Genomic DNA, 20,502 nt, shown 5'->3' with positions numbered 1-20,502 from the left:
AATCAATAAATTTTAAATTTTAGTTGAATTTTGTTGTAAGTTATTATCTAAAATTTCAGATTCGTCTATCGTATGAATTACAGATTTATGCTTTCTCATTGATTCAAGGTTTTCTTTGCTTAAATGATATCCTTTTAAAAATAATGAAGCGAATATTGTCAATAAAGGACCAACAATAAAACCAACTAATACAATTTTAACCAAAACATCATTGGATTGAGCTTCTTGACCAGATATAAAACCGATATAGCTAAGGAGTATTCCTACAATAAATGTTCCGAATGAAGTTGCGCCTTTTATAGCAAGGCTGTATACAGCACCAAATGTACCTTCTTGGTTTAGCCCACTTTGTAAATAATGTGCTTCTGCAATGTCTGCTATCATCGAAGCGATAACTGGCATTGTCACTCCAAACCCAAACCAGAATGCGATATTTCCTATAGAAAAAATGCTGATTCTTATAAAATGAAAATGAATAAACAAATCGGAAAGTAAGAAAAAGGCAGTACCAACTCCGGATAGTGTTGCAATTATCGCTGCTACATAATTAGTATTTTTCTTGCCAATTTGTTCCGCAATCAAAGAGCCTATAAAAGCTCCCAATGCTGCTCCGATCATAGTTCCGCCATTTATGATGGTTTTTTCCAAACCAGTTAACTGCAAAACATATTGATAAACATATTGTTGTAGATTTGCCATAAAGACAGCAGCAGATTGAAATAATATTGCAAATAGGAAAATTAAAATTAGATCTCTACTTTTGAATACCAACTTGGTGTCTTTAAAAAAAGACAGGAAACCTGCTTTTTCAGATATTGTGCCATGAGTTTTTTCTGAGTTAATAATGTGTTCTTTTGTCATATATGTACAAATCAGAACAAATAACAAAATGACACCAGAAAAAACTGCCCCCATCAATTCAAAATTTGAGGAATGATTAACATCGTTTGCTTGAGGGAAGAAAATCATCCATGCTAAACCAGGCCCCAGGAAGTTAGACCCCATTTGAAAAAGCATTTTTACACTTTGGAGCTTGGTTCGGCCATTATAGTCTGTACAAATATCATACGCTAATGCATTGAAAGGAACAAAAAAGCCAGTAAGGAAGGTGCGTATTAAGAGATTCACAGCTAAAAGATAACTGAAAGTTAACATTTCAGTTTGTTTGAAAAAATCCGGGACCACCCAGATAAAATAAAATGAAATAGCCAGAAGTATTCCTGAAATTAACATCCAAGGATGACGACGGCCATATTTACTTTTTGTATTATCGGATAAATACCCTGTAATGGGGTCCGAAATTGCATCCCAGAATATTGATATAGATAAAGCCAGGCCAGCCCAGGTAGCGGATAACCCCACAGCCCCTGTATAATAAAGCAGTGCAAATGTAGCTACCCCATTAATAACAAGTGAGCCAACTATGTCTCCAGTTGCGTATTTTGTTACTTGTCCTCGTGTTAAAACTCTAACTTTTTCCATTGTCTAACGCCTCTACCCTGAATTTGTAACCCCAAACCACATTAATGGCCACAATTCAGTCTCGGGTCATTTTTAGAGGTTTTAATCAGTTTTATTTAAATTATTTGAATATATATTCAAATATAGTTATATATTCAAATAAAGCGTAGTAAACAATTCGTCAATGTCTATTTATAAATAAACAAAAGGAGAGATAGGTCACTGATAGACTGAGCATATACAATAGAAATAAGTACTAAATCAATTTTATCATCCAGGGCTATTTATTCATTCATTTCAGTAATCATAGATTTATCAAACAGGCATAATTTGCTTTTTCTAAAACGATTTTTATCGGATAAATTCTGATCTATATCTACTTTTTGGTTTTTAAATGTTATTTATATCAACATTAAGGTTGTTTTGTGTTGTAAGTAAAAATTGATTTTGTAAGAATAAATCGCATGAAAACAAGTTTGATTTATTTCTGGATAGGACATTATAGAACTGATAAATTCTGCCGAATTCTCTATTATTCATTAAAAATCAAATAGATATATTTATACGCAGAACATCTTTTCGAATGATAATATAGTCTGACTGAATGGGAACCACTTTTTACCAAACCTCTTAATGGGGAAAAATTTCTTTCATGAAAAGTGTGCGGATGTTCACACATCATCACTGTGACCGTTTCTGCTCGTCGACGCAAAGTTTACCAGAGCTATAACCGCCCTCTGGCCATCTGAATAAACAAATCATACAAGGCTGCCTTCTTTAGAACGGCGGTCAGGGTTTTCACATATTTAAAAAATCACGCTTACTTTGGTGAGCGCCGAAATCTTCACAAGTGTTTGTGAATGACATACAAAAATATCTAATAATAAACTAATGAAGGTCAATATGATGAAAAAAACATTTATAGCTTTGGCGTTAGCTTCAGTTACCGCTTCAACTGGTGTAATGGCAAAAACCAATGTTTATAAGACGGATAAGGCAAGTGTCGATATTTATGGCTCTGTTCGTCTGATATATGAAAGTAAGGAAAGCTCAATTGATGGTGATAATTATGTTAGTGATCATCTTACTTTGCATGATGCCGGGTCACGATTTGGTTTTAAAGCTCTCAGGAATTTAGAAAACGGTTTATATGCTAAAGGTCAGCTGGAAACCCGGCTGGACGGCTATGATACCGGAACCAGAGGCACTGATAATTGGGGTGATTTCATGATTAAACGAGGTTGGGTTGGTCTTGGAAGCTCAAAATACGGTGAAATTCGTTTTGGACGTCAATATACCGTTATCGATAGCTTACGGGGTGCTTCATCTCATTTAACGTTAAGCATTGTCCCTCTCTATTTAAATAAATGGGGCAAAGAAGTCACCAGGTATGATTATAAATACGGTAAGAACTGGACATTTAGTGCTAACTATAATTTATCCGATGCCCGTAATGGAGTTACCGATTCATACGACGGACAAACCTGCTATGAACACTATGGTTGTGTAGATAGTGAATATGTTGCAGGAGCATTGTATCGTCATCAGGGAGCTGCATTTAACATTGCTATCGGACATAAAGAAATGGCATCAGATGCTGACAATAATCAGGATGGTCATGAAAATGCCATTATGCTGGCGACAAGCTATACCTTCGAAAATGGATTGAAACTTGGTTTTGATGCCGGTTTTAAACATGGTGAAGACAGCAGCTATAAAGGTGTTGGTGCAACAGCGACATCCAGCGGTTCTCATACAAGTTATTATCAGTATGATAAAGCGGATGCTTTCTATGTATCTCCAGGTATCAGTATTAATCTTGGTAATAAAGAAAATAAAATTTATGGTAATTACGTTTATGAAAAATATGATGTTTCAGGTTCCGATGATAGTTTGGATAGTGTGAAATCCAATGGTGTTCTAGCCGGTATTTCTCATGATCTGGAATATCGTAAAATTGTTGTATTTTTCGAAGGTTCTTATGTTGAAGCCGATCAAAACTTCACTGGCACTACAACTGATAATACGGTTAAAAATAAAAGTATCAATTTAGGTATGCGTTATTACTTTTAAGTACCGCCTATTTTGTCAGGCGTTATATTTGATCATAATTAATCAAATAGGTGAAAAATGTTAAAATTTATTAAAATAAGCTTAGTACTCTTATCTCTATTGTTAGGATGTAATTCAGTGCAGGCAAATGAAAATAGTCATAGGGCTGATAACCCTAAAGCAAACTCTGTGAATCCATGGAAACCAACAGTCAAAGGTGTTTTGACAAAATCAGCGAAGGTCGTCAGGAATATTGCCTATAAGAAAGTCGGTAAAACTTCGTTAGACCTTGATCTGTATTTACCAAAAGATGCGAAAAACATCCCTCTTATTGTTTGGGTGCATGGTGGTGCCTGGATGCATGGAGACAAAACAGTTTTTACTTACCAAGGAAAAAATATCAATTTGCTCAATGCGTTAATTAATGCGGGTTACGCTGTAGCTTCTATTGATTACCGGCTTTCTCAGGTTGCAAAATTTCCGGCACAAATTCAGGATATTAATGACGCAACTGAGTTTTTATGGAAACAGGCTTTATCCTACAATCTTGATAAGACCCGAATAGCGATGATGGGAAGATCTGCTGGCGCTCATTTGGCGGGTTTAGCAGCAATGTCTAATAACGCTCATATTAAGAATTTTATTACTTCTGTTCCCAAAGCTGATTTCAATATTGATGCTTTCGTTGGTTTTTATACGCCTTCTAACTTATTAAGTTTAGGTGCGGCACATAATCAGAAAGGCAAACGTCCAACTGCTGAGGCGTTATTGCTTGGTGCAGCACCAAGCACGATTCCGGAAATTGCGAAGAAAGCATCGCCAGTGACTTATATTAATAAAAATACGCCTCCAACATTACTGTTTCATGGTAAAAAAGATCCCCTTGTCCCTTATACTCAGAGTGTGGCCTACAAAGCGGATTTGGATAAAGCCGGTGTTCCCAGTGAACTCTATCTTGTGAAAGATGCTACTCACGGCGATAAGAAGTTTGATTCAAAAGTGAATGTAGACCGGGTGCTGGCATTTTTACATACATATTTTCCTGTAACGAACAAGTAAATTTAATCGTTTGATTTATATATAAAAATCAAATTTAGCTTCTTAGGCAAACTAAAATATTTTAAATATTGAGTTTGCCTTTTTTGTCTTCAGCTTTTTTCTGTCTCTATAACCCTCACCGAAAAACTGTTAAGAAGTCCTCATTTTTACTAAAAATAGAGATATTTAATAATTAATATTACATTTAAGTTGATTAAATCAAAAAATAGCAACTAAAATGTTGATATAAAGGTGGTGTATTCATTTCCGTTCATGGACGAGAAATGAGGTTAAGAATGAAAAAACTAATAAAAAATATGACGTATAAAACAGGAGCCATCTAATGACACCATTAACAATAACGATCATTATATTAGTGCTTACGATTGCCGCATTTATGTCCGGCCGCTTTTCGTTTTCACTAATATCAATGGGAATTATCCTCTCTTTGATTCTGACAAAAATTGATACACCTGCTCAGGCGTTGTCAGGTTTTGTGAATCAGAATGTTGCAATGTTTGTCGCAATGTTTGTTATCGGCGCTGGTTTAACAAAAACAAGTATACTGGACAGAACTCAGGCGCTGGTTCTCAATTATAGAGATAAACCAAAAACTTTAATTTTTATAGCCAGTTTTGTCGCTGCATTACTGGCTATCCTGACCAGCTCAACAGCGGCCGCAGCCATTATGCTCCCTCTGATTATTGGCATTGCCAACGAGATCAAGATTAGCCGGAGTAAATTACTGTTCCCGGCTATGGTCGTTGCAAACATCGTCACCGGGATGACCTTTCTTGGTCAGGGAGCCAGTAATATGGCATTTAGTGATATTATGATGAAAGCCGGAGGCACTGAACCTTTCACTATATGGTCATTTACTATTGCAAGATTACCATTTTTCTTTATTTCCCTTGTTTATGTCTCAGTGATTGCCTGGCGCTTATTGCCGGATATTCCTAATGAACAGTTTCAGGATAATATTAAGAAAAAAGAAACTGTTAAATTATCTCCAGCAAAAGAAAAAACCGCAATTGCACTTATTATACTCACCATTGGCGCAATGCTGTTTGCAAAACAATTGCATATGTCTTTGTTTGTCATTTCAGCTTTAGGTGCATGCTCATTGGTTTTCTTTAGAATCCTGGATGAAAAGGAAGCTCTGAGCTCAATACATTTGCCAACTGTATTTTTATTCGCCGGTGTTCTCCCCCTTTCTGCTGCGATTAAAGATACCGGAGCTGGTAACGTCGTTGCGGATTTGATGATCCAGTTGTTGGGCAATTCCACAAACCCATACGTAATCATGTCTGTTTTCTTCATTGTGCCTTTGATAATGACACAATTGATGTCAAACCTGGCGACAATGACAATTTTTATTCCATTGGTTTCCGCCGCAGGGGCAAAAATAGGCATTGACCCAAGGGCTTTAGTTATGGGGGTTTTAATAGCAGGTAGTACTTCCATTTTAACGCCAATGGCCAGTCCGGCTCAGGCTATTATTATGGGCCCGGGTGGCTATCAGTTAAAACATTATATTAAAGCGGCATGGCCATTGGTCGCAGTTATCTCTGTGTTTGCCATCTTCTTCCTGCCCGTTCTTTTCCCATTTAATTAAGTAATCGTCAGTTATAGATAGGAGTCGATATAAAGTGATTGTAGAAAAAATAGAATTAATCCCCGCGTCAAAGTATTTGTTTGTAAAGGTCACCACTGATGATGGTATCGAGGGAATTGGAGAAATGGGAGCATGGGGATATTTGGATGCTTGTGCCGGCGCATTAGAAAAATTAAAAGATTATCTAATTGGAAAAGACCCGCGTAAAATTGAGCATCACTGGAACTACATGTACCGCAGTATGTATTTCAGAGGTTCCGTCATTCTTAGTGCTATTTCCGCTATAGATATTGCACTATGGGATATTCTCGGTAAATCTCTTGGCGTTCCGGTCTACCAGTTACTTGGTGGTGCCTGTCGTGATAAGGTTCGGACATACGCCCCTGTTTTTGAGTCTGATCCTCAGAAAATGGCTGAAGGTTGTCTGTCATTAAAATCTCAGGGCTTCACTGCCGCCCGTTTAATGATTTGTGGAACAATGCGCACGAATCAGATGAGCCGTGAAGAAGATATTTTCAACGTAAAAATCAGTGATTATATTAATCGGGTTCGGGTATGCCGGGAGGCCGTAGGAGAAGATTTTGATCTTTGTCTGGAAGTTCACCGTAGCATGACACCTGCGCAGGCGGTCGCTTTTGCCAAAGGTGTTGAGCCGTATAAACCACTATTTCTGGAGGATCCTATAGCGCCGGACAGTCTTGATAGTATGGTAGATGTTTCTCATCGAATTTCAATCCCTATTGCTACTGGAGAGCGAGCAGTCAGTATTCAGGAAATGGAAGCGATATGCACTCGCAAAGCTGCAAATTTTGTTCGTCCGGATGTTTGCGTAGTCGGCGGAATTTCCGCGGCTAAAAAAATTGCATCGATTGCTGAAGCCAATTATGTTCAGATTGCGCCTCATAATCCACTCGGGCCGGTATCAACAGCTGCCTGTCTTCAGTTGGATGCTTGTATTCCAAACTTTTTGATTCAGGAGTTTCCTTCTTATTACCATACAGATAGTGAAGATGGCATGATAAAAACACCATTGAAAGTCGAAGATGGTTATATTTATTTACCCGATACCCCGGGAATTGGAATCGAACTTGTAGACAATATTTCTGAAAAATTTCCTCCGGCACAGAGAAGCCTGTCCGTGATGAATGCTTACGATGGTTCAGTTCACGATCGTTAATCTCCTTCCGATTGCCAATAACCCCCATAAATGATTATTTATGAGGGTTATTGGATCTTACTGTTTCTGAAAGGAATATCTTAGGCAATTCTGTTAATATGTGTAAGCACTGCATGAACAGAGATTATTAATAATGATAAAAAGCCTGAATTATATTGTTGAAGTAGCAGAAGTTGGTAATTTGAATAAAGCCGCATCAACTTTAGAAATTACTTCATCCGCCCTTAGTAAATACATAATTTTAAAAGAGAAAGAGTTAGGTGTGGATCTTTTTGACCGTGTGGGGAAAAAATTTGTATTAACCTATGCCGGCGAAAAATATGTCCAGTGGGCGAAGAAAATTGTGTCCATGCAGGATAAAATGGATGAAGAGCTCAAAAGTATCGCTGCTTGTCAGTCTGGGATTATTTATTTTGGATTTCAGCTTATGATGTCGAAGGTAATTATCTCTGATGTTATTCCTCAGTTTAAACAACAACACCCAGATATCGATATCGTACTTAAAGCACATTCAACTTCAAATATAATGAGTATGCTTGAGAGTAATCAGCTTGATTTTGCCGTGACTACGATAAAAAATCGATTAGACAACTTTTCGTATGAGCATCTGGCTTCTTCTGAAATTGTTCTTGCAGTTCATAAAGATCATCCATTAGTGAAAACAGCTGTTGAAAAAGAAGGATTTCGTTATCCCTGGATCGATATTCAATCAGTGAAAAATGAAAGTTTTATTGCTCTGTTCCATGATCAGGAGATGAGAAGATTTACTGAAATTCTGTTCGATAAAGAAAGCATGTCCCCGACTATAGATACTCAGGTTCCTACTTCTGAGCTTGCCTTATTATGTGTTGCTAACAAGTATGGTGTAACCATCACGCTTGATACAGCTATTAATATGACGGGATATAAAAACGATATTATTCCACTTTCTTTTGGTGAACATCCGGAATATCACGAAATGGTTATTGTATGGCATAAAAGCCACCGGTTGCAGAAATTTACCCAGGGTTTATTTGATATATGTTTAGATTATTATCGTGTAGATGATAATACTAATAATTGATTAACAAAAAATGGCGCTTGATTATCTCTTAGCGCCATTATTTTATTAACCACCGGACAGCTTGACTCTATATCCTTTCTTACTTTCAAGGTAAGTTTTTATTTTTTCCCGCACATCGCCCTGAATTTCAATATTTCCATCTTTAACAGAGCCACCGCAACCACACAGCTTTTTTAACTCCGCAGCCAATAATTTGAGAGCCGTATCATCAAGATCTAAACCGGTAATAATACTAACGCCCTTTCCTTTTCTTCCTTTCGTTTGCTTCTGAATGCGAATAATACCATCGCCTTTTGGACGTTCTGTTATCGGTTTTTCTTCTTTAATTCGTCCGGTTTCTGTTGAATATACTAATGTCATAGGACTACTGTTTCCTGGCTTGTGCTTTCTTCAGGGCTATTATGTACGATTCTATGTGCTTTTGAATAGCTAATTTAGAACCTTTAATCAATTTGCCATTGAACATACAGTACCAGGCGTTAGGTTCTCCGGTATCATTTTTCAGTACATAATTACCAAACTTTTCCTGAGCCGGACTTCCTGAGGAAGCTGCGGTTTTTTTATGTCCAATGGATTCAAACTCTTTTGGATCTATAAGAGAAGCGGTTTCGCACCACCAATCGATACTTTTTTTTACGGCAGCCAAATTACCTGATAATACGTGGGATTTTATCTTTACCTGCCATACATCTGTCGAGCCATTCACCGTTTGCAGAGTGAAGCCTCGATAACTTGCTGCTGCCATATTGCTGAATCCTATGCCACTTTTTGTTAAGTATTGTTTTATTTTACAATGTTATCAAGTATATTAGTTAAAAGTATATATAGTTATAGTGCTTTAAAATGAAAAAAAAGCTTAAACCTATTGATGACTCACAGTTATTGGCTGAAGCAAAAAAAGATTTCTATCAATATATTGATATTGATACATTAAATCAATATACCGATGGCCGTTACTCTAATAGTTCTTTACTTGCAATGCGTTCGGACTGGAACCGGTATATTGATTTTTGTTACCGGAAAAGCGCCTCCGTTTTCCCTCCTCAAACTGATATAATTCAGCTATTTTTAGAATCGGAAAGCTTGAATCGAAAATATTCGTCAATAAGACGTTACAGTATCACTTTAAGCTCCATTTATCGTCTTCTTGGGGAACCTGACCCGTTAAGACAATCACATATACGTCAGTGTTTAATGACTTTAAGATTAAAAAAATCGGGAGATCAAAAGCAATCGGATGCTTTTACTTCATTGCACCTCGAGTTGATTGAACATAAATTGGGAAAAAGTGACAAAATAATTGATTTAAGGGATTTAGCTATATTTTATATTATGTTTGAATGCGCTTTAAAAAGAGCAGAACTCCGGGAATTGAATTTTGAACAGATCAGTATACAGAACAATATTGTTACTATCAGCTTAGATGAAAATGTATATCCATTATCAGAACAGGCATCAAATTCAGTCATTAAATGGTTAAGCCATATCAAAGATAATTACAGTCCAGTATTCAGAGCAGTGGATAAACATCATAACGTTTCAGATAAAAAACTGAATGATTCTTCAATTTTTCGTATTTTTAGAAAAGCAGCCGAATTAATAGGAAAACCGGAATTACGATTTTCAGGTCAATCAGCCAGAATTGGTGCCGCTCAGGATTTACACAAAAGAGGTGAAAAAATTACTGATATTCAAATCTTTGGCCGTTGGAACAGCCCTGTAATGCCTTTTCAGTATATCGGTAACTCATCACAATCTAAGCAGCATCAACTGCGGTATAAAAAATTTAAGCCCTGGGATTGATACTATCAAATACACACTGGGCTAGGAATTCAGAGAATTGGTGGCCATTATTTGTCAGCATTTTAGGAAACATTGATATCGGAGTCATACCCGGAAATGTATTTACCTCATTAAGATAAACATGTCCTTCCTCGGTCAGGAAGAAATCAATTCTTGATAAATGTCTCAAACGCATTTGTTTGAACACCCGGAAAGAATATTCTTTAATAAGTGCTATTTGGTCATTCGTTAAATTCCGGGCTTCCACTTCTGTATGTGAATGACTGTGTTGACTATATTTTTCTTCGTAAGAATAAAAAGTGTCTTCCGGAGCAATAATTTCCCCCGGGTTGGTAATGTGTAGCTCACCAGCGAATTCATACGCGGCCACTTCCAGCTCTCTCGGTTTTAAGGCTTTTTCAACCAAAACCTGGTCGGAAAACTTAAATGCATTTTTAATCGCACTTGTCACATCCTCTCTCTGGGTTACCTTATAACACCCGACAGAAGACCCTTGTCTGGCTGCTTTAACAAATAAACTTCCCCATTCATCAAACGCAGCTATGGCCCTATCCCATTCAGATTCGCTATTCTGGCAAAGAAAGAGATAAGGTGTATTAGCAATGCCGAGCGCATCATACCAAAGCTTTGATGTGATTTTATTAAAGCTATTTGAACTGGATTCCGGACCGCATCCCAAATATGGAACACCTGCCAGTTCAAACATCGACTGAATATCACCCGTCTCACCCGGAAATCCGTGAATACAGGGAACAACAAATTGTATTAGTTCACTATGCTCGGAAGAATTGAGTGTTGCTGTATTTATATCAAAATAAACCAGTCTATTCTGACTGTCATACCAACCATCTTGTTTCATCTCAATACGGATTACATCAAACTGCGTAGTTTTTATCAGCTCTTGTTGTATATAATCAGCAGAAACAAGGGACACTTCGTGTTCTGAGGAGCCGCCTCCACAAAGTAATAAGATGTTAATATGACTCATTTTCTTTCCTACGGTCACTTCCAATGTCTGTACCTATCATAATCTATTCATTATGAAGGTACAGTTATATTCCTGATAATAATACTTAAGTGCCTAGTTTGTAGGCATTAATTGATATATTGATCAGTTAAGTTTATTTAAAGTTGGATAAGCAGAGTTCTTAATTGAATCAATACTTTTAACAAATGGTTTTAATCGTCGGAATTCTGCAGGTAAAGATGTAATAGCGGCTTTTGCTTCTGCTTTACTGGCAAAATCACCAAATAAAATTGTGTACCACTTAGTACCATTTACCATTTTATAATTTTCCCAGACAGGCTGACCATTACGAGGTAATTTAGAAGCGAATTGATCCACTTTACTCTGAGAGCCAACAGCCACAACCTGAATTGTATACCCATAACGCTGAGCAACCTGTTTTTTAGACGGTGCAGCAATTTTCACTGTCGGTTTGGGCTGAACCTGTGTGCGGACACGTGTCGGTTCAGTAGATACATGAGATTCAGATATACCATTTGTCATGCCGGTTTGAGTAACGATAGGTTGCTCAATTTTATCTGCCTGATAATCTTCTTTGTAGCTTTCGGTTGTTACATCACTTACATATGTACCGGAAGAACACGCTGCTAAAATCGTAGAAAGTCCAATAATGATTTTATTTTTCATATTATAATTGCCTTTGAAACCTAGTATGTTAATCATTCATATAACTAGAATAGCTGGTTTTTTCTTATTTTTCATTAAGTTAATTGCAAAAAATAACCGTTTTTTACGCCCAACCATACAAAAATAATAATCATAAAGATCATGAACTTAGATATAGTTTTGGAGGGGCTTTTCCTCTTCTAATTCATTTTATTTCTTATTTTTCATACTATCAAGCCGCATTTATGCAGTTTGATAGCATGAAAACACCATTTCTAAGCTGCCTATGCGGCAGTGAACTTTCTATTTTCCTGTTGGCGTTAATGCTTATTTTTCTAAGCTGCCTGTGCGGCAGTGAACCTTACTATATTTATCTGTGTTCGGATTACTTTTTTCTAAGCTGCCTATGCGGCAGTGAACCTGTGTGTGTCTGTCCCCATTTTCCTTCGATTTCTAAGCTGCCTATGCGGCAGTGAACATGTGATGGTGGATATTCAGGATACTACGTCATTTCTAAGCTGCCTGAGCGGCAGTGAACCCAAAGATATAGAAAGTGAAATTGCATCGTTATTTCTAAGCTGCCTGAGCGGCAGTGAACTAGAGCGGAAAGCGCCGCCAACATATCCGGCCTTTCTAAGCTGCCTGAGCGGCAGTGAACGTGATGTTGAAAATCCAACCTCTTCACTGCTTTTTCTAAGCTGCCTGAGCGGCAGTGAACGAAATTACAAAAGAGATTAACGCTTCGACTTTTTTCTAAGCTGCCTGAGCGGCAGTGAACAAACTTCGTCGACTGATGCAACTTCTCCTCAATTTCTAAGCTGCCTGAGCGGCAGTGAACACCGATTTAGAGCGCAGTTATCTGAGTTAGTTTTTCTAAGCTGCCTGAGCGGCAGTGAACTGAATTAGCACTTCAAATGTCTACGGGAGAATTTTCTAAGCTGCCTGAGCGGCAGTGAACAATTATTCTCGGTCTTATCGCATTTACGGCATGTTTCTAAGCTGCCTGAGCGGCAGTGAACTTTTTACTCTTATCTAAAGAAATCAAGTTAAGTTTCTAAGCTGCCTGAGCGGCAGTGAACTCTTATCTGTATAAACAAACGAAGCTGCACGATTTCTAAGCTGCCTGAGCGGCAGTGAACGCTTCGCTGCTTAGTGGGTGTTTGCTGTATCCTTTCTAAGCTGCCTGAGCGGCAGTGAACAAGGTTACGCCGGACGCGGTAGTAGCAAGTCTTTTCTAAGCTGCCTGAGCGGCAGTGAACGATTTGCCAGCTCTAATAGTTGTTTCCTGTAATTTCTAAGCTGCCTGAGCGGCAGTGAACACGATAAACTTAAGTGGTTGCTAAAAGCTCACTTTCTAAGCTGCCTGAGCGGCAGTGAACAATGAAAATATCGCAGAAAAATAAGCCACAACAAAAGGTTAACAAGAAAAACCCTGTTTTACCTTGTTAAAAACACCCATCTACAACCTATTGTTTTTATTTCTATTTTTAAAGAGCGAAAAATAAAGGGTCTAATTAGCTGAAATAAAGGCCAAACAAGGAACAACTGATTCCTACACACTTACTCTGCTGAACTCAATTTATATTCAACAAACTTAGTATTGATAACATACCACGGTTATTCCCTCTATAAATGTTCTTAATTGATTAAATTTGACAGCGCGCCTATTTCAGAGCTACCCTTTCTATGTACTGGCAAAATCCAGTACCGGGTTTGGCGACTCGAACACTAACAGGCGCATGACGCCAGCTTTTTGCTGGTTTTTTATTGCGTAAAATTCGCACATCTGATTTATGGTGACGTGGATTGGGATACCTTCGGGTATGCCGGTACCTGTTAGGCCGGTTCGCCAACCTGGTTCACGTCACCACCCTTGTTTGGCGACATTGATGGTGACTGTTACATACACTAGCAGGAGTCCGTTATGACAGATTCAATCAATTCCATCGTTTCTTCACTTTCTATTGAAAACAACCTTCCAGTAGTATCCTCAAAAGTTATAGCCGACCAATTTGGTAAGTCCCACAAAGATATTTTACGGGCAATTAAAAACTTAGGCTGTAGTCAATATTTTCGAGAGCGCAATTTTGCGCCTTCGTTTTACGAGGTTATCACTGGAAATAATACAACTCGCCGTTATAGATGTTATTCAATAACTAAAGATGGCTTCGCAATGACTGTTATGGGCTTTACAGGAAAGAAAGCGGATCTATTTAAAGAAGCCTATATCAACGCATTTAACGCAATGGAAAGACAACTTGTCAGCAATGTAAATAGATTGCCAGCACCTACCCCAATTGACGATATTAATTTCATGTATCAACGGTGGCTTGTCGTTGTTGAGAATGGGGTAATCACCAATAAAAGGTTACTGAATGGTGACGAACTTATTATGAACCGCCACCAGTTTATCAACTACTTCAAAGAGCCAGATATTGCATTTAATGATATTGACCAGCTAATTGAATTATCCAACTCAGTCAATGAACGAATTAGAGCTCAGATTCAAAAACTTCAATAGAAAGCGATCTATATAAATTTCTTGTTTCTTAACTCAATCTGCCAGGTTCCAATTTTTTCATTTTTGGAGAACTGGCAGATTATGGTGGGCTGCCTGTGCGGCAGTGAACTTGTGAGAGTTGAAATTCTTTTCCAGCAAGTATTTCTAAGCTGCCTGTGCGGCAGTGAACTACTTGCAGGGCTCATCGTCTACGTATGGTGTTTTCTAAGCTGCCTGTGCGGCAGTGAACAAATCTCATGGTACTAAATACGACCCTGTTGATTTCTAAGCTGCCTGTGCGGCAGTGAACAGCGACGACGGGCAAAGGCATTGCAGATATAGTTTCTAAGCTGCCTGTGCGGCAGTGAACGGTACAAAACTTACACTAAAAACCGTGAGAATTTTCTAAGCTGCCTGTGCGGCAGTGAACTTTAACCCAAATAGATAATCGAGTGGCATTAATTTCTAAGCTGCCTGTGCGGCAGTGAACGTGATGACGTTTGTGATATGTACGTCTTTGATTTTCTAAGCTGCCTGTGCGGCAGTGAACTCTGACGGTCAGCTACCCGCATCTATGGTTAATTTCTAAGCTGCCTGTGCGGCAGTGAACTTGACTTTTATTGGCCTGCTCTTGCTCATCTTTTTCTAAGCTGCCTGTGCGGCAGTGAACCCAATATCACAAGAATCCTTATCGGATTGTTTGTTTCTAAGCTGCCTGTGCGGCAGTGAACCTAAAAAAAACTTTGCCTCTGTTAAGCGTGGATTTCTAAGCTGCCTGTGCGGCAGTGAACGATCCATCATGAGAGACTTAACACGGTAAGCTTTTCTAAGCTGCCTGTGCGGCAGTGAACATGTCATCAATTAGATTACAGATCGGCTGAATTTTCTAAGCTGCCTGTGCGGCAGTGAACTGGTGATCAACTAGCATAACCCATAACTTGGCTTTCTAAGCTGCCTGTGCGGCAGTGAACCTTGTAAAACCGCTACACTGGAAGAGTTAGCATTTCTAAGCTGCCTGTGCGGCAGTGAACAGATTTTCAAGTGCATTTTGAGCATTTACGCTATTTCTAAGCTGCCTGTGCGGCAGTGAACATCCCATTTAACAGTATCAGGCGTTGCGCTGTTTTTCTAAGCTGCCTGTGCGGCAGTGAACTCCCTGATAAAAAGATTCGTTTCTTTCATTGTTTTCTAAGCTGCCTGTGCGGCAGTGAACGTCGAAGTAGAGAATAATCAGCCGGGTCATCATTTCTAAGCTGCCTGTGCGGCAGTGAACTGTCTGACGGTGAGCCGTACATCTTCGCATTTTTTCTAAGCTGCCTGTGCGGCAGTGAACTAAATCGGTTAGCAAAATAAAGCTTCACAAGATTTCTAAGCTGCCTGTGCGGCAGTGAACATAACCTCGACGCAGTTGGAAAACAGCCAATATTTCTAAGCTGCCTGTGCGGCAGTGAACCAGGGCACCGCCTTGTCAGTCTGGTCAAATCAGTTTCTAAGCTGCCTGTGCGGCAGTGAACCTAATGGTAATGGAACAAACTACAGTGGTATATTTCTAAGCTGCCTGTGCGGCAGTGAACTCAGATTAAAGAGATATGACACATCAACAGATTTTCTAAGCTGCCTGTGCGGCAGTGAACCGCATGGGCCAATAATAATACCGGGGTAAGCTTTTCTAAGCTGCCTGTGCGGCAGTGAACTTCTCAAAGCGCGGCGCAGTCGATGTTGGCATTTTCTAAGCTGCCTGTGCGGCAGTGAACGAAACATCAGGCCCCCATCAGGGTCTTTTACCTTTCTAAGCTGCCTGTGCGGCAGTGAACCTAGTAAATGAGTCGTATATGCCCAGACTAATTTTCTAAGCTGCCTGTGCGGCAGTGAACCTTCTCAAGAGAGAAAAAAAACAACTATTGATTTTCTAAGCTGCCTGTGCGGCAGTGAACGCGAGGCGGAATAAATTTTCTCCTTTCGGTGCTTTCTAAGCTGCCTGTGCGGCAGTGAACAATGAAAATATCACGAAAAACTGAGTAAGAGTAAGGTATTAACGAGAAAAGCCTTTTTTTACCTTGTTAAAACCACCTATTATTAGGTTGTTGTTTTTAATGGAGTTTTTAAAGAACTTAAAATAAAGGGTCAAAAGACCCTTTATTAACGTTAAAACCAAGGAACAAATACAGGTTGCTTACCCTTTTCTTTCGAGCTTAGTCCATAACATGTAAACAAGTTACCGTTATCCTTTGGCTGCGAACACATTTCACAATGAATAAACAACATAAATTTATGTTGTTGTTCAACGTTTGATGAAGATAAACTTTGCACATTGATGTACGGTAATTTGCTTTCACCAGAACTTTGTTCAATAGATGCTAATAGTTGTGCGCGCATAACCTCCTCCCCGACCCCATGTTTTTGAGATAAAAATGCAACTCGGCGATCGAGTTGTTTTAAACGACGTTGTTGGGATTTTGGATTCACTCGATAAAAACAAGCGTATTCATTCACCTCACTCGGCACAGTTTTGATTGATTTCACATGAACGTAATCATTCAACCGTTGTAGCCACTGGTTAACGTTCGCTTGAATCAATTGGCCTTCACTTTCGGCTACCAACCTGAGCTGATTACCTAATGGAAAGGTTTTATCCCCATACATTGGAAAGCTCAGTCCGAGCTGAGATTGGCTTTCCGCAGTTTTATTTTCCACCAGCAACAAATGGATTTGTTGATAGACTTTTTCCCAAATAAACCCCAGCGATACTTCTGCATCGGGCAACAAGGTAATATCTTGATAATATTTCATATCTTATCCTTATTCGCCAAAGACTCCACCACGAATCAGCATTGCCATAATGTAATGCTGTTGCTCTAAAGCTGGGGTTTGGTCCTTTAACATCCAGCTATCAAGCAGCTTGTAGAAATCCATTTTTTCTTTTGGCTGACGATATGCTGCACCACGGTTGGTTACTGAACCATATGGTTCAACAGCAATGGGACCCACTTTTTCTACCGCTGGATGCCATGTATCGATGGTGCGCAGCGCATTACCAATTTTTTGTGAGTGCATTGCAGCTTGGCCATCCAATTGATATAAGAATTTACTTTTATCGCCTTTACCGCCACCCATGACGAGTTCTTGCGATGGGAACACAGCTTGACCTTCGCCGAGCTTGGCAAAAGCATTAACTTTAAGAAAAATCGCATCGCCTTTTAAGCCCTGCTGAATTAACGCTGCTAACTCAGCCACTTGATGTTTTTCATCAAATGAGCGCAAATCAAATTCGTAACTATTGAAAGTAAACTGTTTATCAGCAGCTTGCACTTCCACGCGTACACTTTCAGCACCCACACGATTGCGCCACAAGAAGCGAGCATTAGCTATATTTTGCGCATAACGCTGAGCCAGTTCAGCAAAGCCAGTTTCTTCTTGATAAGCATTGATTTTTTCAGCAAGGGCCTGCTGATACTCAGGGCTATTACAAGTTGACGGTACATCAAAGCCACCTAATACACGAAGTGAAAAATCCACTTTCAGAGTATCTGTACTGTGGGTTAACGCAGCAGTATCCACGGTTTGTAAGTTTGCTTTCGATACTTCCGCATCAAGTTTTGCCGGATCGCTGGCAATCGCATTTTTAAGGCGATTTGAGATCGTGCCACGAACAGATTTTTCACCCACCATGATCGGTGACCATTGGTTCGATTCCCAATTTCCCGCAAACATCAAGGCATCCGATGGGATTAATTTTGCTTCAAAAGCCAGTACAGACGGTGTTGTTAATTTTTTAGTAGCCATTATTCAATTCCTTTAAATCACATAAAGTCAGGGTCAAAACCGGTTTGATCGGCTTCATCCAGCAAATCAGGTTCAGGTATTTCATTTTGTGTTAATTCAATTTCAGGCACATATCCTTGAGCAACGTACCAAGGGAAATGGTGGTGGTAATGCCAAATACCTCGTTGAATATTTTCCAATCGATGTACACTCAGCCACTCACCTACGGTATAAGCGGTTTCAGCAAAGGTAACGGGCACCGAAGTGTCACGTACATTGGTGACCGCCCCCGGTTGGTAACATTTTGAAATAGCGCAGTAACCACTTGCCACTGGTACTAAATAGCCCGCATAAGGTTTAGGTTGGTAATCCCACTGAGCCTTGGTTTTTCCTTCGCCCTCTTCACTCACCACTTCCCCTTCAATAGGCGTGGCTTTGTAAGATAAGGCCGCAAAATCACACCATGCATCCATTACGGTGGCTTGAGGATCTATCTCCTGTAAGGCAGTAAAGTGATCAGACAAATAATTACGGCGGTCAATCAACGCGAACCCCGGCATTAAACGACGCAATTCCTTGTGTTGATTTTCTTCATCAGTTAATGCCACATAATCTTGCACATGGGTAATTTGCCCACCAGCTAACCGCATGGTCGGGACCATTTTGCGTAGCTTCGCAATCAACTGAGCTTTTTTCTGCTCATCACCTGAAGTAATGCCCTCAAGCTCAATCAATATAGAGACTTGCAGTGACATACGTCCCTCTTCATTAATTGGCGCGGTATTACCTTGTTGAGTCAGAGGGTTACGGGTTAGTGCAAATACATAATCTCCCCAGCCACTTGGCTGACGCGCGTGTACCGCATTCTTGTGGCTGATCACTGCCACACCACCAAGTTTTACATCAATTTTTGACGCTAACTTACGGGACAAGGCGTGAGCAAAGCCCAAAAAGTTGGTGATAGCAGGAAAACCATATGTTAACCCGGCTATGGCGTTAGCATTTTGCACATCGATTTTTTTCAATAAGAGGTAAGACTTCATGCTAGATTCTCCTCTTGCATACTGCCCATTCGTTCAAAGGCGCGAAGCTCATTCAAACAAAGTTTTTTGAAATAGCGTTGCTCCATATCGCCCAGCAGATAACACTCTTTATTTTCCAGTTTACGCAATAGCCAATTAGCAAAATCACTGGCAACTACCTCAAGCCAATCCCCTTTATCGCGTTCCTGTTGAAACACTTCATCAGGATTGTCTATATCCAAAAAAAGTTGATGAGCTCGCTTCATATTGCACTCTTTAGCGCTCGTCCAACCAGCACTATCTGGAATAGTTTGAATTTCTGAGGCGAAATTGAGTAAGCCATCGATTAAAGGTTTGACATAGAAATAGTCACGTTTAAAACGAGTTGTAAAATTGCGGTCTTTTTCGGTTAACCCAGTTAAAAACGCCTTAAACTCTCGCACTAGTTGACTGGTTCTCCAACTAAATTGGCGATTAAATAACGTTTGGCTAGATAGTGGTGGTTTAGTTTGATATTGATAGTTTGGCGGTGCGCAATTTAAAAGGAAACCTTGTCCATGACGTTCACTGTTCAATTGAGAAATATTTTGTGGCTTAGACCCGCCAAACATTTGCACAGCAGTTTCTGGGAAACGCACATCGACTCTTTCATCGTAAATCCCTTTTTTATGGGCATCGCGAATCTCTTTGGATTCACCAAAACGAGACTCTCGAATTTTTCCGTATAATTCATTTGCTAAAGCTGACGAATACAGAGGACACAGTAAATGGTATTCGTCTTCACCATCAAAAATAGGGAAATAAAGCTGCTTGGTTAAGGTATGAGCAGATAACTTTTCATCTCCTAAAGCCTGACTAAGCCCCATTCGCCACTCTTCCAATAATTGGCTATCTTGGGAAAATGCACTTAATGCAGCAACGCTATTTTGTTGCAATTGATCAACTAGAGTTTCCCCATTTACTTCCAATTTCAGTAGTCTGGCGATATCCAAAGCTGCCGCATTGCCAACTGCATCAATTGCAGGGTTGGGCAAATGCTGCGTAACAAGATAACTAGAATCACTCATTTGATAATGATTAATCAGCATACTGCTGGCTTTGGCATCACTGTGCGTAAATTTCGCAGCATGAGTCGCTAAGCTAATTTGTTTGGCTCGCTTAGCCGCATCCGTTAACCACACAACTGGTTCATATGCAGTTTCTATAGGTTCCGCTTTTTCATGGTATTCCGTTTTTGCTGCAGCAAGAACAACGGGATCGTCACTTTTCTCCAGCACTTTATTCAGCGATTTTTGCAAAGGTTCTAACTTTGCTTGTTTGCGCTGGTTAATGTACTCCGCGATTGCGGCACTTAATGTTCCGTCCATTCGCCTTCC

16 protein-coding genes and 2 CRISPR repeat arrays are annotated in these 20,502 nt (G+C 39.5%); of the genes, 7 read left to right on the top strand and 9 right to left on the bottom strand.

Annotated elements, in window-relative coordinates:
• Positions 1-12: 12 nt before the first annotated feature.
• Positions 13-1,482: an MFS transporter gene (locus LRQ06_RS18315; RefSeq protein WP_232768484.1), complete on the bottom strand. Its 1,470-nt coding sequence runs from the start codon at positions 1,480-1,482 to the stop codon at positions 13-15.
• A gap of 882 nt (positions 1,483-2,364) precedes the next feature.
• Here LRQ06_RS18315 and LRQ06_RS18310 point away from each other — a divergent pair.
• From LRQ06_RS18310 to LRQ06_RS18290, 5 genes are all read left to right on the top strand, one after another.
• A complete protein-coding gene (locus tag LRQ06_RS18310; RefSeq protein ID WP_232768483.1) occupies positions 2,365-3,534 on the top strand; it encodes a porin in 1,170 nt (389 codons plus the stop codon).
• Between the two features lie 117 nt (positions 3,535-3,651).
• A complete protein-coding gene (locus tag LRQ06_RS18305; protein ID WP_232768482.1) occupies positions 3,652-4,572 on the top strand; it encodes an alpha/beta hydrolase in 921 nt (306 codons plus the stop codon).
• 322 nt (positions 4,573-4,894) lie between these two features.
• The gene (locus LRQ06_RS18300; RefSeq protein ID WP_232768481.1) at positions 4,895-6,166 is read left to right on the top strand and encodes an SLC13 family permease; all 1,272 of its coding nucleotides are present in this window, start codon (positions 4,895-4,897) and stop codon (positions 6,164-6,166) included.
• 34 nt (positions 6,167-6,200) lie between these two features.
• Entirely contained in the window at positions 6,201-7,343 is a 1,143-nt protein-coding gene (dgoD, locus tag LRQ06_RS18295) for a galactonate dehydratase (protein ID WP_232768480.1), read from the top strand.
• A gap of 133 nt (positions 7,344-7,476) precedes the next feature.
• The gene (locus LRQ06_RS18290; protein WP_232768479.1) at positions 7,477-8,406 is read left to right on the top strand and encodes a LysR family transcriptional regulator; all 930 of its coding nucleotides are present in this window, start codon (positions 7,477-7,479) and stop codon (positions 8,404-8,406) included.
• 45 nt (positions 8,407-8,451) lie between these two features.
• Here LRQ06_RS18290 and yciH read toward each other — a convergent pair whose 3' ends face one another.
• Both yciH and LRQ06_RS18280 read right to left on the bottom strand, forming a co-directional pair.
• Positions 8,452-8,766, bottom strand: coding sequence for a stress response translation initiation inhibitor YciH (gene yciH / locus LRQ06_RS18285; protein ID WP_232768478.1), 315 nt, complete (start codon positions 8,764-8,766; stop codon positions 8,452-8,454).
• Between the two features lie 4 nt (positions 8,767-8,770).
• Positions 8,771-9,151, bottom strand: a complete 381-nt coding sequence (locus tag LRQ06_RS18280; protein WP_232768477.1) for a DUF3319 domain-containing protein — start codon at positions 9,149-9,151, stop codon at positions 8,771-8,773.
• Between the two features lie 449 nt (positions 9,152-9,600).
• Here LRQ06_RS18280 and LRQ06_RS18275 point away from each other — a divergent pair, with 449 nt between their 5' ends.
• Complete coding sequence (locus tag LRQ06_RS18275) at positions 9,601-10,209, top strand: tyrosine-type recombinase/integrase (protein ID WP_232768476.1); 609 nt, start codon at positions 9,601-9,603, stop codon at positions 10,207-10,209.
• Here LRQ06_RS18275 and LRQ06_RS18270 read toward each other — a convergent pair.
• A complete protein-coding gene (locus LRQ06_RS18270) occupies positions 10,193-11,197 on the bottom strand; it encodes a D-alanine--D-alanine ligase (RefSeq protein ID WP_232768475.1) in 1,005 nt (334 codons plus the stop codon). The genes LRQ06_RS18275 and LRQ06_RS18270 overlap by 17 nt on opposite strands.
• Positions 11,198-11,320: 123 nt before the next feature.
• Entirely contained in the window at positions 11,321-11,863 is a 543-nt protein-coding gene (locus LRQ06_RS18265) for an SPOR domain-containing protein (RefSeq protein ID WP_232768474.1), read from the bottom strand.
• Between the two features lie 251 nt (positions 11,864-12,114).
• A CRISPR array of direct repeats spans positions 12,115-13,221; the repeat unit is 28 nt; unit sequence TTTCTAAGCTGCCTGTGCGGCAGTGAAC.
• Between the two features lie 545 nt (positions 13,222-13,766).
• On the opposite strand from LRQ06_RS18265, the gene LRQ06_RS18260 reads away from it, so the two are divergent.
• Positions 13,767-14,363, top strand: coding sequence for a Rha family transcriptional regulator (locus LRQ06_RS18260; protein ID WP_232768473.1), 597 nt, complete (start codon positions 13,767-13,769; stop codon positions 14,361-14,363).
• A gap of 80 nt (positions 14,364-14,443) precedes the next feature.
• Positions 14,444-16,336: a CRISPR direct-repeat array (repeat unit 28 nt; unit sequence TTTCTAAGCTGCCTGTGCGGCAGTGAAC).
• 151 nt (positions 16,337-16,487) lie between these two features.
• On the opposite strand, the gene cas6f is transcribed toward LRQ06_RS18260, so the two are convergent.
• The 4 genes from cas6f to csy1 are packed head-to-tail and all read right to left on the bottom strand — an operon-like array spanning position 16,488 to position 20,493.
• Positions 16,488-17,132, bottom strand: a complete 645-nt coding sequence (cas6f, locus tag LRQ06_RS18255) for a type I-F CRISPR-associated endoribonuclease Cas6/Csy4 (RefSeq protein ID WP_232768472.1) — start codon at positions 17,130-17,132, stop codon at positions 16,488-16,490.
• A 9-nt stretch (positions 17,133-17,141) separates the two neighbouring features.
• Positions 17,142-18,125: a type I-F CRISPR-associated protein Csy3 gene (gene csy3 / locus LRQ06_RS18250; protein ID WP_232768471.1), complete on the bottom strand. Its 984-nt coding sequence runs from the start codon at positions 18,123-18,125 to the stop codon at positions 17,142-17,144.
• 17 nt (positions 18,126-18,142) lie between these two features.
• Entirely contained in the window at positions 18,143-19,147 is a 1,005-nt protein-coding gene (gene csy2 / locus LRQ06_RS18245; protein WP_232768470.1) for a type I-F CRISPR-associated protein Csy2, read from the bottom strand.
• Positions 19,144-20,493: a type I-F CRISPR-associated protein Csy1 gene (gene csy1 / locus LRQ06_RS18240; RefSeq protein ID WP_232768469.1), complete on the bottom strand. Its 1,350-nt coding sequence runs from the start codon at positions 20,491-20,493 to the stop codon at positions 19,144-19,146. The genes csy2 and csy1 overlap by 4 nt, the downstream gene beginning before the upstream one ends.
• Between the last annotated feature and the right edge of the window lie 9 nt (positions 20,494-20,502).

Origin of the sequence: Vibrio salinus (genome assembly GCF_021272385.1) — a bacterium.
In the GTDB taxonomy this organism is placed as follows: domain Bacteria; phylum Pseudomonadota; class Gammaproteobacteria; order Enterobacterales; family Vibrionaceae; genus Vibrio; species Vibrio salinus.
The sequence above is the reverse complement of the archived record's forward strand: the minus strand, read 5'-3'. Positions and strand labels throughout refer to the sequence as shown.